This window comes from Streptomyces aurantiacus, from assembly GCF_001418335.1.
Taxonomy (GTDB): Bacteria; Actinomycetota; Actinomycetes; order Streptomycetales; family Streptomycetaceae; genus Streptomyces; species Streptomyces aurantiacus.
Genome location: NZ_LIPP01000009.1, coordinates 1 through 14,107 on the forward strand (window position 1 = coordinate 1; position 14,107 = coordinate 14,107).

Annotated in this window: 10 protein-coding genes; 6 read left to right on the top strand and 4 right to left on the bottom strand. The window is 71.7% G+C overall.

Going from position 1 to position 14,107, the window contains the following annotated elements:
• Positions 1–55: 55 nt before the first annotated feature.
• Positions 56–1,801, bottom strand: a complete 1,746-nt coding sequence (gene treZ, locus AOK01_RS01385) for a malto-oligosyltrehalose trehalohydrolase (RefSeq protein ID WP_055507485.1) — start codon at positions 1,799–1,801, stop codon at positions 56–58.
• A gap of 191 nt (positions 1,802–1,992) precedes the next feature.
• Here treZ and AOK01_RS01390 point away from each other — a divergent pair, with 191 nt between their 5' ends.
• Positions 1,993–2,556 carry a DUF1707 and FHA domain-containing protein gene (locus AOK01_RS01390; protein WP_055507487.1) on the top strand — a complete coding sequence of 188 codons (564 nt, stop codon included), beginning with the start codon at positions 1,993–1,995 and terminating at the stop codon, positions 2,554–2,556.
• A 93-nt stretch (positions 2,557–2,649) separates the two neighbouring features.
• The gene (locus AOK01_RS01395) at positions 2,650–3,099 is read left to right on the top strand and encodes an SSI family serine proteinase inhibitor (RefSeq protein WP_055507489.1); all 450 of its coding nucleotides are present in this window, start codon (positions 2,650–2,652) and stop codon (positions 3,097–3,099) included.
• A 56-nt stretch (positions 3,100–3,155) separates the two neighbouring features.
• On the opposite strand, the gene AOK01_RS01400 is transcribed toward AOK01_RS01395, so the two are convergent.
• The 3 genes from AOK01_RS01400 to glgX all read right to left on the bottom strand — a co-directional run bounded on the left by AOK01_RS01400 (position 3,156) and on the right by glgX (position 9,421).
• Positions 3,156–4,406: a M14 family zinc carboxypeptidase gene (locus AOK01_RS01400; RefSeq protein WP_055507491.1), complete on the bottom strand. Its 1,251-nt coding sequence runs from the start codon at positions 4,404–4,406 to the stop codon at positions 3,156–3,158.
• Between the two features lie 271 nt (positions 4,407–4,677).
• A complete protein-coding gene (treY, locus tag AOK01_RS01405) occupies positions 4,678–7,080 on the bottom strand; it encodes a malto-oligosyltrehalose synthase (protein WP_055507493.1) in 2,403 nt (800 codons plus the stop codon).
• A gap of 232 nt (positions 7,081–7,312) precedes the next feature.
• Entirely contained in the window at positions 7,313–9,421 is a 2,109-nt protein-coding gene (gene glgX, locus AOK01_RS01410) for a glycogen debranching protein GlgX (RefSeq protein WP_055507495.1), read from the bottom strand.
• Between the two features lie 179 nt (positions 9,422–9,600).
• Here glgX and AOK01_RS01415 point away from each other — a divergent pair, with 179 nt between their 5' ends.
• The 4 genes from AOK01_RS01415 to AOK01_RS01430 all read left to right on the top strand — a co-directional run bounded on the left by AOK01_RS01415 (position 9,601) and on the right by AOK01_RS01430 (position 14,074).
• On the top strand, positions 9,601–10,416 hold the full coding sequence (locus tag AOK01_RS01415) for a hypothetical protein (protein WP_055507497.1): 816 nt from the start codon (positions 9,601–9,603) through the stop codon (positions 10,414–10,416).
• A gap of 132 nt (positions 10,417–10,548) precedes the next feature.
• The gene (locus tag AOK01_RS01420; RefSeq protein WP_055507499.1) at positions 10,549–11,901 is read left to right on the top strand and encodes a copper amine oxidase; all 1,353 of its coding nucleotides are present in this window, start codon (positions 10,549–10,551) and stop codon (positions 11,899–11,901) included.
• A gap of 103 nt (positions 11,902–12,004) precedes the next feature.
• Positions 12,005–13,237 (top strand): SAV2148 family HEPN domain-containing protein, encoded by a 1,233-nt coding sequence (locus tag AOK01_RS01425; RefSeq protein WP_055507501.1) that lies wholly within the window; start codon positions 12,005–12,007, stop codon positions 13,235–13,237.
• A gap of 114 nt (positions 13,238–13,351) precedes the next feature.
• Positions 13,352–14,074, top strand: a complete 723-nt coding sequence (locus tag AOK01_RS01430) for a 3'-5' exonuclease (RefSeq protein ID WP_055507503.1) — start codon at positions 13,352–13,354, stop codon at positions 14,072–14,074.
• Positions 14,075–14,107 lie beyond the last annotated feature (33 nt).

Sequence of the window (14,107 nt, forward strand, 5' to 3'; positions counted from 1 at the left end):
GCGCTCAGCCCCCACCGGGCCCGCGGACAACTCCGCACCCCAGCCCACCGCCCCGTCACCCCTGCAGGAGCACCACACAAGACTCGCCCGGCACACTCAGCAACCCATCCGAGCCGGGAGGTTCCACCGGCTCCCACGCGGCCAGCACACGCGCCTGCCGCGTACCCAGCGGAATCGCCGCGCGCCCCGTGCCGAGGTTCACCGCCACCCGGACATCGCCACGGCGGAAGGCGAGCCAGCGGGCGCTCTCGTCGTACGCGACCTTGACGTCCGCGAGATCGGGGTCGGTGAGGTCGGGCCGGCCGTGCCGCAGCGCGATGAGGTCGCGGTACCAGGCGAGCACGCGCGCGTGGACCCCTCCCTGCGGCTCGGACCAGTCGAGACAGGACCGGTCGCGGGTGGCGGGGTCCTGCGGGTCCGGGATGTCCTCCTCGGCCCACCCGTGCGGGGTGAACTCCCGCCGCCTGCCCCGGCGTACGGCCTCGGCGAGCTCGGGATCGGTGTGGTCCGTGAAGAACTGCCAGGGCGTGCCCGCCGCCCACTCCTCGCCCATGAACAGCATCGGCGTGAACGGCGCCGTCAGCGTCAGCGCGGCCGCGCAGGCCAGCAGGCCGGGGGAGAGGGACGCCGCGAGCCGGTCGCCCAGGGCACGGTTGCCGATCTGGTCGTGGGTCTGCGAGTAGCCGAGCAGCCGGTGCCCGGCGACCCGCGTGAGATCCAGCGGGCGCCCGTGCCGCCGGCCCCGGAAACTGGAGTACGTGCCGTTGTGGAAGTAGCCCGCCGTCAGCGTCTTCGCCACCGCCGCGAGCGGGGCGCGGCCGAAGTCCGCGTAGTAGCCCTGCGTCTCACCGGTCAGCGCGGTGTGCAGCGCGTGATGGAAGTCGTCGTTCCACTGCGCGTGAAGACCGAGCCCGTTCTCCTTGCGGGGCGTGATCAGCCGCGGGTCGCCCAGGTCCGACTCGGCGATCAGGAACAGCGGCCGGCCCAGCTCGCCGGAGAGCGCGTCCACGGCGGCCGACAGCTCCTCCAGGAAGTGGCACGCGCGCGTGTCGTACAGCGCGTGCACCGCGTCCAGGCGCAGCCCGTCGAGCCGGTAGTCGCGCAGCCAGGAGAGCGCGCTGCCGAGCAGGAACGCGCGCACGTCGTCCGAACCGGGCGCGTCCAGGTTCACGGCCGAGCCCCAGGGGGTGTGGTGGGACTCGGTGAAGTACGGCCCGAAGGCGGGCAGGTGGTTGCCGGAAGGGCCCAGGTGGTTGTGCACGACGTCCAGGACGACGCCGAGCCCCAGCTCGTGCGCCCGGTCGACGAAGCGCTTCAGGGCCTCGGGGCCGCCGTACGGCTCGTGCACGGCCCACAGCGACACCCCCTCGTACCCCCATCCGTGCCGCCCCGGGAACGGGCACAGCGGCATCAACTCGACGTGGGTCACGCCCAGTTCCGCCAGATGCCCGAGCCGCTCGGCGGCCGCGTCAAGGGTGCCCTCGCGGGTGTACGTGCCCACGTGCAGCTCGTACAGCACGGCGCCCGGCAGCCCGCGTCCCGCCCAGTCGGCGCGCCACGCGTACCGCTCGTGGTCGACGACCGCGCTCAGGCCGTCAGGACCGTCCGGCTGCCGGTACGAGCGCGGGTCCGGCAGGACGGGACCCTCGTCCACCGCGAACCCGTACCGCGTGCCGTCCCGCGCCTCGGCCTCTCCCGTCCACCACCCCGGGCGCCCGGGATCGGGCTCCAACGCGCGCGTGGTGTCCGCGCAGTGGAGCGTCATGCGGTCGGCCTGTGGTGCCCACACCTCGAACTGCACGGACGGTTCTCCCTCGTCTGTCCACCGTGACCTCGCCGGTCCCATGGTGCGTCAAACGAGATCAATTCACCTTCAGATCCTCCTGATCGGACGGCCACAAACGCCCGAATCCGGCCGGGCCCACCGGACGAACGCCTCTGAAGTGCTGTGTTTCCTGGACACTCCGGCCGTGCTGCCAGACAATCGGCTGCGTGACGTCGTCCTCCGAGTTCCACACCTATCCCGCTCCCGCGCGGCCCTCGGACGCCGAGCGGGAGAGGACGCTGAAGGCGTTGCGGGAGGGTGCCGCCCTGGGGAGGCTCTCGCACGACACGTTCGTCGTGCGGATGGAACTCGCGTTCGCTGCCCGTACCTCGGACGAACTCGCCGCGCTCACCGCCGATCTGCGCACCGAGGGCCGCTGGTCCCGGCTGCTGTTCGGCACGGTCGAGGCGGTCTCCGGGTTCACCGTGCGGCTGCGCAGGGCCTGGCAGTCCGAGCGGCTCCCCAAGCTGCTGCTGCCCCGGCCCGAGAACCGGTACCCGCTGCGCATAGGCCGCGACCCGGCCAGCGGGCTGCGGCTCAGCCACGAGACGGTGTCCCGGGTGCACGCCGAACTCAGCCGCCAGGGCGACCTGTGGGTGCTGCGCGACCTCGGCTCGACCAACGGCACCTCCGTGAACGGACGGCGGGTGATCAGCGCCGCCGTCGTCCAGGTCGGTGACCAGGTCAGCTTCGGCCGGATGACGTTCCGCCTCGCGGCGGACAGGTCCTGAGCACACGCCAGGAGCACGCCTCAGCCGGGGGCCGAAGTGCCGTTCGAGTGAGTCGGGGTGGGCCCGAGGGCCCCGTGTGCCGATGCACAGGCAATGACGAACAACCAGAAAGCGACCACGGCGGTACGGGCCTGTCTGCTGGCCGCCTGCGCACTCCTCGTGGCGGGACCGGTGCCTGCCCGGGCGGCGGCGCTCCCGCAGTCGCCCCCGGGCGACTGGCTCTATGTGACGGTCACCCGCGGCGACGCCCGTACCGGTGACGTCCGCTCCGGCGACACCCGCGGCGCCCTCCTGCTCTGCGACCCGCCCCAGGGGCACGCGCACGCCGCACGCGCGTGCGAGGAACTCCGTGCCGCGCACGGCGACGTCGGCCGGATCCCGCTCAAGGAGACCTTCTGCCCGATGGTCTACGCGCCGCTGACCGCCGCCGCGCGCGGCGAGTGGGGCGGACGCACGATCACGTACGAGGAGACGTTCGCCAACGCCTGTGCGCTGACCGCGCGGACGGGGGCGGTGTTCGCACTGCCCGAGGAACCGCACTGACCGCGTCGACGGGGGTCGACGGAGGTCGACGGGGCCGGGCGCACCGACCGGACGGCCTACCTCGACCGGTCCCGGGCGTGCCGCGCCGCGGCCACCACCGTGCGGCTCTGGTGCTCGACCTGGTGGCGCAGGGGCACCCAGCGCGCCCCGAAGTGTGCGGCGAAGGCCTCGCTCCACTCCGCGACGAGGTGCTCAAGGCCGGGCGCGGTCCGGTCGTCGGTCTCCCGCAGGACCCGCAGGAGCATCGCCGCGGCCCGCAGCGGGAGCCGGCGGCCGAACGCGTCGACGCTGCCCACGTGCGCCATCGTGGTGCCCGGGGGCGGCGGCCGGCCCCAGTCGCCGGCCAGCCCGGGCACCAGTTCGAGCGCCCACCTGGTGGCGCGCAGCAGCGGCCCGTCGGGTCCGGGCAGCCGTGGCTGCGCCGCGACGAGGAAGGTCTCGACCTGGTGCGCGTCCTGGAGGAGCCGACGGGCCAGGCCGCGCATCGCCGCCGCCGGCGCCGGATGCGGCGCGGGATCGTCCACCAGGTCGCTCGCCCACATCGGCACCTCGACGACCGCGGTCAGGCCGCCGTACAGGTGGGCCCGGTACCAGGTGCTCAGCCGGGCGTCGTCCGGCATGCTCGGGTACACCAGGTCCGAGCCGGGCGCGGGCATCACATGCACCCCGGGTCCCGAGGCCGGCCAGCCGGCGGCGTCCGAGGCGCCCGTCTCGACCGGGATGTTCAGTTCGGCCGCGGACTTGGTGAACGGCTCGGCGAGGCCCGGGATGTCCTTCGTCAGCTGCACCCAGCTGCCGCCCAGGTCGGTCCCGTGGAGCGTCACCTGGAGGTAGGGGCGCAGCTCGTCGATGACCCGGAAGAGGGCGAGTGTCTCGGACGGCAGCCGGTCGGGCGGCAGCACGGAGGGCGACCACTCGGGCTGCTCGGGACCTGCGGGGCGGAAGAAGCCGAGGTGGTAGTCGAACAGCGTGCGCGGTGCCGGCGTCACATGGAGGCTGGCGCCGTCCGGGTCCGCGCAGAGCAGGAAGTGCCAGGAGGTGTCGTCCCGCAACAGCCGCTCGCGCAGGACCCGTTCGGCCAGGGCCAGCAGGGTGGAGCCGCCGGTGGGTTCGTTGGCGTGGGCGCCCGCGACGACCAGCACCGAGCGCCGGGCGTGGCCCACGGACAGCAGGTGCAGGGGCCGTCCCGCGCGTGAGACGCCGACCTGTCTGAGGGCGCACAGGTCCGGCCGGTGGGCCGCCAGGGCCCGGGCGGAACGGACGAGTTCGCTGACACTGGGGTAGTGCGGCTCCGGCACGTGACTCATTTCCGATGCAGTTCGCCCCGCGTCGAGATCCGCGGTACTCCATAGGCGGGATGACCTCTCACGTACGTGGTGGGGCTCCTCCGGAAGGCGCCCGGCGGCACCGACCGGCGACGGGGGCGGCGGTCCACCCTCGGCCCCGACCTTGCGCCCGTCCCCGTCCCCGGCCCCGGCCCCACCGTCGACCTCGACCTCGACCTCGACCGCGACCTGACTCCTGATCTTGATCTCGTCGAGGGGCGCGGCCGATGGCGGCGCCCCTCGGCTCTGCCGGTCAGTCGCTCGGGGTCGCATCGTTTCCCACCCGCTCCAGCAGCGCCACGGGCAACCGCCCGAAAAGCGTCTCCACGCGTGCGTGCCCCGTGAACTCCTGTCCCGGGGCGAGCAGATCGGCCCATCGCCCGGCGGGCAGCGGCAACTCGGTGTCGTGCCAGCCGCCCTCCTCCTCCAGGCGCAGCGACAGCCGGGTGACGGCCGTGATCACCTCGCCGGAGCGCGTGAACGCCAGACAGTGCGCGGCCCCCTGGCCCCGGGCGGGCAGTGGCTCGTACGCCGCGGACTCGCCGAAGACCTCCGGGCGCCGCCGGCGCAGCCGCAGGGCGGCCCTCGTGAGCGCGGCCTTCTCGGCGGACAGCATGCCCGGGTCCCGCGGCGGGAAGGACACGGGCCGCCGGTTGTCGGGGTCCACCAGGGCCCGGTACTCGCACTCCGTGCCCTGGTACAGGTCGGGCACGCCCGGCATCGTCAGATGGACCAGGGCGGCCCCGAGGACGTTCGCCCGCACATACGGGTCCAGCGACTTCCTGAACTCGGCGACGCGCTGCCCGGGCGCCCCGCACGGGCCCGCCTTCAGGAACGCCGCCACGGCGTCCTCGTACACGGGGTCCTGCTCGGTCCACGCCGTGGCGAGGCCAGCCTCGCGGATGTGCTTCAGGAGCGCGTCCTGGAGGCGTTCCCCGGCGGCGGGGCCGAGTCCGACGGCGGTCTGCCACGCCGCCCAGGCCACCTGCGGGTCCGGCACGCCCGCGCCCTCGGCGACCGTCGCCCCGGTCACCTCCGCGAGCAGGTCGGCCCAGCGCGCGGGGGCCTGGGTGAGCACGGAGATCGCGGCCCGTACGTCGGCGCTGCGCTTCGTGTCGTGCGTGGACAGGACGGTGCCGGTCGCGGGCCAGTCGCGCTGCACGCGCGCGCAGTACGCGTGGAAGACCTCGGGCGCGACCGCGGGCGACCCCGGCTCGCCGCCCACCTCGGTCGCCGACAGCAGCGGTACGTACCGGTAGAACGCCGTGTCCTCCACGGACTTGGCCCGCAGCGCCGACGCGGTCTGCGCGAACCGGGCCCGGAACGCCGTGTACGGGGGTCCTTCGCCGACGCGGCCCAGCACCAGGTCCCGTACGAGGTCGACGGTGTGGGCCTCCTCGGGCACCTTGAAGGCCCCTCTGGCCTCGTCCGCGGCCTGCTCGGTGAGGACCGACGCGGCGTCCCCGGAGGCGTACGGGCGGTAGACCTCCAGGCGGACGAGGAGTTCCCGCAGCGCGGTGCGCAGGGCCCACGGGGCGCGGTCGCGCAGCGCCGGGTCCGCCGACGTGCGGCACAGCCGGTCCGCCTCGCGGGTGAGCCGGTCGACCTCGGCGGCCAGTTCGTGATGGACCACCTTGTACGTGGCCCGCCGCACGGTCGCCTCCCAGACGCCCCCGCGGTCGTCCCGGGGGGCCGCGAACCGCCGGTACTGACCGAGGAGCTCCCCGAAACCGGCAGGGTCGGTGAAAACGCCGTCCACGTGCCGCAGCGCGTCGTAGCCGGTGGTGCCCGCGACCGGCCAGGCGGCGGGCAGCGGCTCGCCGTCCGCGAGGATCTTCTCCACCACCGTCCAGCGCCCGCCGCTCGCCTCGTGCAGGAGGCGCAGGTACGCGTCCGGGTCGGCGAGGCCGTCCGGGTGGTCGATCCGCAGCCCGTCGACCACCCCCTCGGCCAGCAGCTCCAGGATCTTGGCGTGCGTGGCCGCGAACACCTCGGGGTCCTCGACGCGCACCCCGATGAGCTCCGAGATGCTGAAGAACCGCCGGTAGTTGAGGTCGGTGCGGGCCAGCCGCCACCACGCGAGCCGGTACCACTGCGCGTCGAGCAGCGCGGGCAGCGGCAGCTTCTCGGTGCCGGCCCGCAGCGGGAATACGTGGTCGTAGTACCGCAGGACGTCCCCGTCGACCGCCAGGGCGCCCGTCTCCGCGCCCAGCGGCTGCCCGAGTACCGGCAGCAGCACCCGCCCGCCCTGGGCCTCCCAGTCGATGTCGAACCAGCGCGCGTACGGCGAGTCGGGGCCCTCGCGCAGTACCTCCCACAGGGGGCGGTTGTGCCGGGGGGACATCGCCATGTGGTTCGGCACGATGTCCACCACCAGCCCGAGGCCGTGCTCGCGGGCGGTGCGCGACAGGGACCGCAGTCCCGCCTCGCCGCCCAGTTCGTCCCGCACGCGCGCGGGGTCCACGACGTCGTAGCCGTGCCCCGACCCGGGTACGGCCTCCAGGACGGGCGACAGATGCAGATGCGAGACCCCGAGCGAGGCCAGATACGGCACAGCCGCCTCGGCCGCCCCGAACGGAAACTCCGGTTGCAGCTGGAGCCGGTACGTGGCGGTCGGCACGGCGGGGGCGACCGGTTCGGGACGCTCAGGTGTCATGAAAACCTACGTACCCGCGATGCGCGGTTTCGTGCCCCCTCGACACGCCAGCGCTCCGCTCGGGACGCGTTTCCCGGTGTTGCGGGTGCCGGCCCGCTGCGGCCGAGCCAAAAGATTGCGCAGTTCCCCGCGCCCCTAAAACCCAGGGGCGCGGGGAACTGCGCGACCAGCCACGACGCAGCCGCAGCCGACCGAGTACAGCAAGCCAGCCAACCGCAGCCCAGCGGAGCGTTCACGTCGGGCGCTGTAACACCACCATGCTCCGATCCACCAGCTCCAGACGATCCCCCGCCTTGACCTTCCCGCCCGTGCCGGGCTCCAGCCCGCCCGGCCTCGCGGTGTCCACCACCACCTCCCACTGGCGCCCGTGATTGACCGGCACCACGAACTCCAGCGTCTTCGGCGAGGCGTTGAACATCAGCAGGAACGAGTCGTCGCTGATCCGCTCCCCGCGGGGACCCGGCTCCGAGATGGCGTTGCCGTTGAGGAACACCGACAGCGCCCGCGCCTGCGTGGAGTCCCAGTCGCGCTGGGTCATCTCCTTGCCGCCCGGCGTGAACCAGGCGATGTCCGACAGCTCGTCATGGGTGCCCTCCACGGGCCGCCCGTGGAAGAACCGACGCCGCCGGAACACCGGATGCTCCCGCCGCAGCCACACCATCGCGCGCGTGAACTCCAGCAGCTCGCTGCCGTCCTCGGGCCACGGCACCCAGGACAGCTCCGCGTCCTGGCAGTACGCGTTGTTGTTGCCGCCCTGCGTACGCGCGAACTCGTCGCCGTGACTGAGCATCGGAACGCCCTGGGACAGCATCAGCGTCGCGATGAAGTTGCGCATCTGACGGGCCCGCAGGTCCAGCACCCGCCGGTCGTCGGTGTCGCCCTCGGCCCCGCAGTTCCACGACCGGTTGTGGCTCTCGCCGTCGCGGTTGTCCTCGCCGTTCGCCTCGTTGTGCTTCTCGTTGTACGACACCAGGTCGTGCATGGTGAATCCGTCGTGGCAGGTGACGAAGTTGATGGAGGCCAGCGGGCGCCGCCCGTCGTCCTGGTAGAGGTCCGAGGACCCGGTCAGGCGGGACGCGAACTCCGCGAGCGTCCGCGGCTCGCCCCGCCACATGTCCCGTACGGTGTCGCGGTACTTTCCGTTCCACTCGGTCCACAGCGGCGGGAAGTTCCCCACCTGGTAGCCGCCCTCGCCGACGTCCCAGGGCTCGGCGATCAGCTTCACCTGGGAGACGACGGGGTCCTGCTGCACCAGGTCGAAGAACGACGACAGCCGGTCCACCTCGTGGAACTGCCGGGCCAGGGTCGCCGCCAGATCGAAGCGGAACCCGTCGACGTGCATGTCGGTGACCCAGTACCGCAGCGAGTCCATGATCAGCTGGAGCACGTGCGGGGAGCGCATGAGCAGCGAGTTGCCCGTCCCCGTGGTGTCCATGTAGTAGCGGGGGTCGTCGGTGAGCCGGTAGTACGAGGCGTTGTCGAGCCCCTTGAAGGACAGCGTCGGCCCCAGGTGGTTGCCCTCGGCGGTGTGGTTGTAGACCACGTCGAGGATGACCTCGATGCCGGCCTCGTGCAGCGCCCGGACGGCCGACTTGAACTCCAGGACCTGCTGGCCGCGGTCGCCCCAGGACGCGTACGCGTTGTGGGGGGCGAAGAAGCCGATCGTGTTGTAGCCCCAGTAGTTGTTCAGCCCCATGTCGACCAGACGGTGGTCGTTCACGAACTGGTGAACGGGCATCAGTTCGAGCGCCGTGACGCCCAGTTCGGTCAGGTGTTCGATGACGGCCGGATGGGCGAGTGCCGCGTACGTACCGCGCAGTTCCTCGGGCAACCCGGGGTGCAGCATCGTCAGGCCCTTCACATGGGCCTCGTAGAGCACGGTGTGGTGGTACTCGGTGCGCGGGAGCCGATCGTCGCCCCAGTCGAAGTACGGGTTGACCACCACGGAGCTCATCGTGTGCGGGGCCGAGTCCAGGTCGTTGCGCCTACCGGGTGACTTGAAGTGGTAGCCGTACACCTCCTCGCCCCACTCGACACTGCCGCTTATGGCGCGGGCGTACGGGTCGAGCAGCAGCTTCGCGGAGTTGCAGCGCTGCCCCCGCTCCGGCGCGTACGGGCCGTGCGCGCGGAAGCCGTACCGCTGGCCCGGCATGACGCCGGGCAGGTACGCGTGCCGTACGAACGCGTCGGTCTCGCGCAGCTCCACGGCCGTCTCCGAGCCGTCGTCGTGGAGCAGACACAGCTCGATGCGGTGCGCGGCCTCCGAGAAGACCGCGAAATTCGTGCCGGCGCCGTCGTACGTGGCACCGAGTGGGTACGCCTGTCCAGGCCAGACCTGCATGGATGCAACTCTTCCAGTTGTGCGACGCGGCAGAGGTCGACTCCCGCCCGAGTGTGCCCGAAACTGATGGAACCACCTATGACTTACCTCCCTCTTACCTGTCGACCAGTGCATACGCGGTATGCCGATCCAGTGGAACTCGATCGACTCCTAGAGATACAGGGGAAGTAGGGGGAAATGTGCGCACAATAGTGCACCGCCATCTGGGCAAGGTGGTGGCGGGCGCGGCCATAGCGGTCGCGGGGACCGCCGTGATGGTCGGAGTCACCCTGCCGGGCTCGGCGGGCGCGGACGACTCCGGCGGCCGGGGGGCAGGGGAGCAGGCCCAGCAGGCGGCGGGCCAGTCCCAGGCTCAGGGACAGGGCGCCGTACAGCCGGGTGTCGTCGAACAGGCCCCGTCCCAGGGCGACAAGGGCAAGGGGCGCGACCCGCTCACCGACGACGAGACCGAGCGTGTCGAGGACCTGGCGCTCGACCGTCAGCTCCTGCGCGCCGCCGAGGACGTCGAGGGCGACAAGGGGCCGCAGCGGATCACCGTCGACCTCGCCGAACCCGAGGTGAGCGAACTGGACGACCCGGGCGCGCCGCGCCGCGCCGAGGTGTCGTTCTACGACTACAAGGAGGACTCGCTCGTCACGAGGACCGTGAACCTCGACACCGGCAAGGTGGAGGCGACCGACACGCAGCACGGTGTCCAGCCGCCGCTCAGCCGCGACGAGACCGTCGAGGGCGCACGGCTGCTGATCGCCGACCCGCTGGGTGCGGGCCTGAAGGCCGACTACAAGGACGCGACGGGCAAGGCGCTGACCACGCCCGACCAGCTGATGCTCAACAGCATGGTCTTCCGCGCGAGCCCGGGCGGGTCGGCCGCTCTCGCCGACTGCGGTGAGCACCGCTGCCTGCGGCTCTTCGTGAAGGTCAAGAACGGGCCCTGGATCGACAGCCGTGACCTGGTGGTCGACCTGAGCGCCCGCAAGGTCGTCAGGATCGGCTGAGTTCTCACCGTTCACCGTTCCCCGGTCTCCTTTCACCGTTCACCGGTCTCCTTTCACCGGTCTCCTTCGTCGGCTGATCGGCCCCACTTCACCTTTCCCACTTTCCTGCTTGTGCAAGGGAGTCATTTCCTCATGCCCGTAACGCATGTGCCCAGCGGTCCTCCGCCGCGGGGAACCAGCCGCGCCAGAAGGCGGACGGCGGTGGGCCTCTCGGTGGCCGCCCTGACCGTCGGCGTCACGTCGGCCGCGGGACCGGCCGTCGCCGAGAGCAAGGCCGCCCCCGCGGCGGCGGCCGCCGCCGACTGCAGCGCGGCGTACAAGATCGAGCAGACGCTCTCCACCGGCACCACCTGGACGATGTGCTGGCACTACGAGAGCGAGGCCGGGCTCGTCCTGGAGGACGTCTCGTACCAGCCCAAGGGCGAGGCCGCCCCGATACGGGTCCTGTCGAGTGCGAAGCTCGCCCAGATCCACGTCCCCTACGACGACGGCTCGGTCGAGTACGACGACCTCACGGGCTTCGGCTTCGGGCAGGGCCTGATGAACCTCGCCCCCGGCGAGTGCCCCGGCGGCACCATCAAGTCCGTCAAGGTCCCCGATGCCTGGGACCCGGAGCACCCGGACGTCAACGGCCTGTGCACCACGACCCGTTCGCGCGGACACGCCTACCGCATGCAGGGCGACACGGCGAACAAGGTCTTCCAGCAGCAGGGCAAGGACCTGCTCGTCTACACCGTCAACCAGGTCGGCTGGTACGAGTACATGACGGAGTGGCGTTTCCAGGACGACGGCACGATCAACATGAACGTCGGCGCCACCGGCAGCCTCGCACCCGACGACTACGACGCCGGTGACGGCCGCGGCTGGCCGCTCGGCAAGGGCGCCAAGGACTACGCCACCAGCCACAGCCACAACGTCTTCTGGCGGCTCAACTTCGGCCTCGACGGCAACTCCAAGAACAACGTCGAGCAGTACGACTCCGTGGTCAGCCCGCCCGCCCAGGGCGGCCAGGCCCCGCGCAACAAGACCACCCGTACGAAGGTCACCAAGGAACTCGCGGGCGACGCCAAGAACATGCGCTGGTGGCGCGTCGTCAGCACCACCGGCAAGAACAAGGACAAGCACGCCCGTTCGTACGAGTTCGTCCCGGGCGCCAGCTCCCCGTACCCGGGCCGCAGCTTCACCAAGCACGACATCTACTTCACCCAGTACAAGAAGTGCGAGCAGTTCGCCAGCAACAACCTTCGCAACTGCGGTACCGGAGGCGGCAAGTCCGTCGACAAGTGGGTCAACGGGCAGACCATCACCCACCCCGTGGCCTGGGTCAACGTGGGCTTCCACCACATAGCCCGGGACGAGGACCAGCAGCCCATGCCGATCCACTGGCAGGGCTTCTCGATCGCCCCGCGGGACGTCACCGCTATGAATCCGCTCACTCCGCCGGAACTGGCCGACCAGAACGGACATGTAGAAGCAGGTAGTTGAGAAACGACCTGTCCATCCGGCTGCACCGTCCACCGCTCCCGGAGTACCCTTCCTTGATCGTTGGCCGGGGGAGTGCTCGGGGGAGCGGAAGGCGGGTGTGCGGGTGGGTTCCGGAGGGCTGGAGCTGCCCCCTGGTGACGGCGGTCACCAGGGGAGCACCGCAGACGCCCCGCCCGGAGCGGTCTCCCTCGCCCGCCCGATGGAGATCGGAGCGGAGCTGGACTGGGGCGCCGACGCCTGGCGCGAGGTGCGTACGCGCGCCCAGCGGGCCGGGCGTGCCTACATCTGGCTGAACCTCGTCGAACAGCGGCTGCGCGCCGTCGTGGCCGCTGTTCTGCGCCCGATCTACGAACCCGTGCACGGCGAGGACGACTGGGTGGTCGCCGCCGCCGGACCCGCGGGCCAGGAGTGGGTCCAGCGCGCCGCCGCCGTACGCGAAGTCAGCCGTCGCAAGGGCTACTTGCTCGACCCGGCCGACGACAACGTACTGAGCTTCCTCACGCTGCCGCAGCTGCGCGAGCTGATGGTGCAGCACTGGCCGTGCTTCGAGCCGTACTTCGACGAGCGCCGGGACGTCGAACTCGCCCTGGACGAACTGGAAGTCACCCGCAACGTCGTCTCGCGGAACAGGGCCCTGTCCGAGGCGGTCCTGGCCCAGGCCGAGCGCGCGTCCGCGAAGCTCCTGGAGATACTCGGCGCGGGCAGCGACGTACCGTCCGGCCGCCGACTGTCCGTCGACGCCGTCGAGAACCTGGTCGGCGACCGGTACGCGGACGTGGTGGCCGTGCACTCGGACCGGGTGCGGCTGCTGCGGCAGTTCCCCGCCGAGGACCTCTTCGGCGGGGCCCGGCGCCTCGACGCGATCGGTATCGGCCTGAACCTCCTCGTGCAGAACTTCTCGGGCCGACGGCTGGTGCGCCTCGCCGAGTCCGGCTGCCGGGCGCGGCTGCTGTTCCTGAACCCCGCGTCCAGCGCGGTGAAGCGGCGCGAGCGGGAACTGGGGATCAAGCGGGGCGAGTTGAGTCGTTCCGTCGAGATGAACATCCTGCACATGCGCCGGGTCAGGGCCCGGCTGCGCGACCCGGACGCCTTCGAGATCCAGGTCTACGACGAGACGCCCCGCTTCACGGCGTACCTCGTCGACGGGGACGGCTCGGACGGTGTGGCGGTCGTGCAGTCGTATCTGCGCCGGACCCGCGGCATGGAGGCGCCGGTGCTCGTCCTGCGCGGCGGGGGGCGTGTGCTCAAGCCGGACGAGATGGGTGAAGAGGGGCTTTTCGGTACGTATCGCGAGGAGTTCGAGGTGGCCTGGGCGGATTCACGGCCTGTGTCCTGACCGCCGTGCCGATCCCCTCCGCGGCCGGTAAGCGGAACGCGGTCCTCGGATTGTCAGTGGCCCGTGGGATCGTGGAGGTCATTGGGGGAACGCACCACGAAGAAGGGGGCCGGCATGGGTTGGCACGGGGAGTTGCTGATCGGCTTCGACTTGGAGACGACCGGAACCGATCCGCGCGAGGCGCGCATCGTCACCGGGGCGGTGATAGAGGTCCGGGGCGGAGAGCCTGCCGGGCACCGGGAGTGGCTCGCCGACCCGGGAGTCGAGATCCCGGCGGACGCGGTCGCGGTGCACGGGATCAGCAACGAAAGGGCGAGGACCGAGGGCAGGCCCGCCGACGAGGTGGCCGACGCGATCGCCTCGGTACTCGTCTCGCACTGGCGGACGGGCGTCCCGGTCGTGGCGTACAACGCGGCCTTCGACCTGACGCTGCTCTCCGCCGAACTGCTGCGGTACGGACTGCCGTCCCTGCGTGAGCGGCTCGGCGGCGCGGACCCCGCGCCGGTCATCGATCCGTACACGATCGACCGCTCCGTGGACCGCTACCGCCGCGGCAAGCGGAATCTCGAAGCGGTCTGCGTGGAGTACGGCATCCGGCTCGACTCGGCCCACGACGCCTCGGCGGACGCCCTGGCCGCGGCTCGGCTGGCCGCCGCGATAGCCGTCCGCCATCCCAAGGTGGCCGCGCTCGGTCCGGCGGAGCTGCATCGCTGTCAGATCGAGTGGTACGCGCAGTGGGCGGCCGACTTCCAGAGCTTTCTGCGCCGCAAGGGGGATGCGGAGGCGGTTGTCGACGGGGTGTGGCCCGTGCGGGACCTGGCGGACGAACGGGTCTGACCCCGCGTTGCCCTCCGGGCGGGGGCGGGGGCG

Bases quoted from the DNA above. Each gene is read 5' to 3' on its own strand.
- treY (WP_055507493.1), bottom strand. From the start codon at position 7,080: ATGACACCTGAGCGTCCCGAACCGGTCGCCCCCGCCGTGCCGACCGCC.
- AOK01_RS01400 (WP_055507491.1), bottom strand. From the start codon at position 4,406: ATGAGTCACGTGCCGGAGCCGCACTACCCCAGTGTCAGCGAACTCGTC.
- AOK01_RS01430 (WP_055507503.1), top strand. From the start codon at position 13,352: ATGGGTTGGCACGGGGAGTTGCTGATCGGCTTCGACTTGGAGACGACC.
- glgX (WP_055507495.1), bottom strand. From the start codon at position 9,421: ATGCAGGTCTGGCCTGGACAGGCGTACCCACTCGGTGCCACGTACGAC.
- AOK01_RS01395 (WP_055507489.1), top strand. From the start codon at position 2,650: ATGACGAACAACCAGAAAGCGACCACGGCGGTACGGGCCTGTCTGCTG.
- AOK01_RS01420 (WP_055507499.1), top strand. From the start codon at position 10,549: ATGCCCGTAACGCATGTGCCCAGCGGTCCTCCGCCGCGGGGAACCAGC.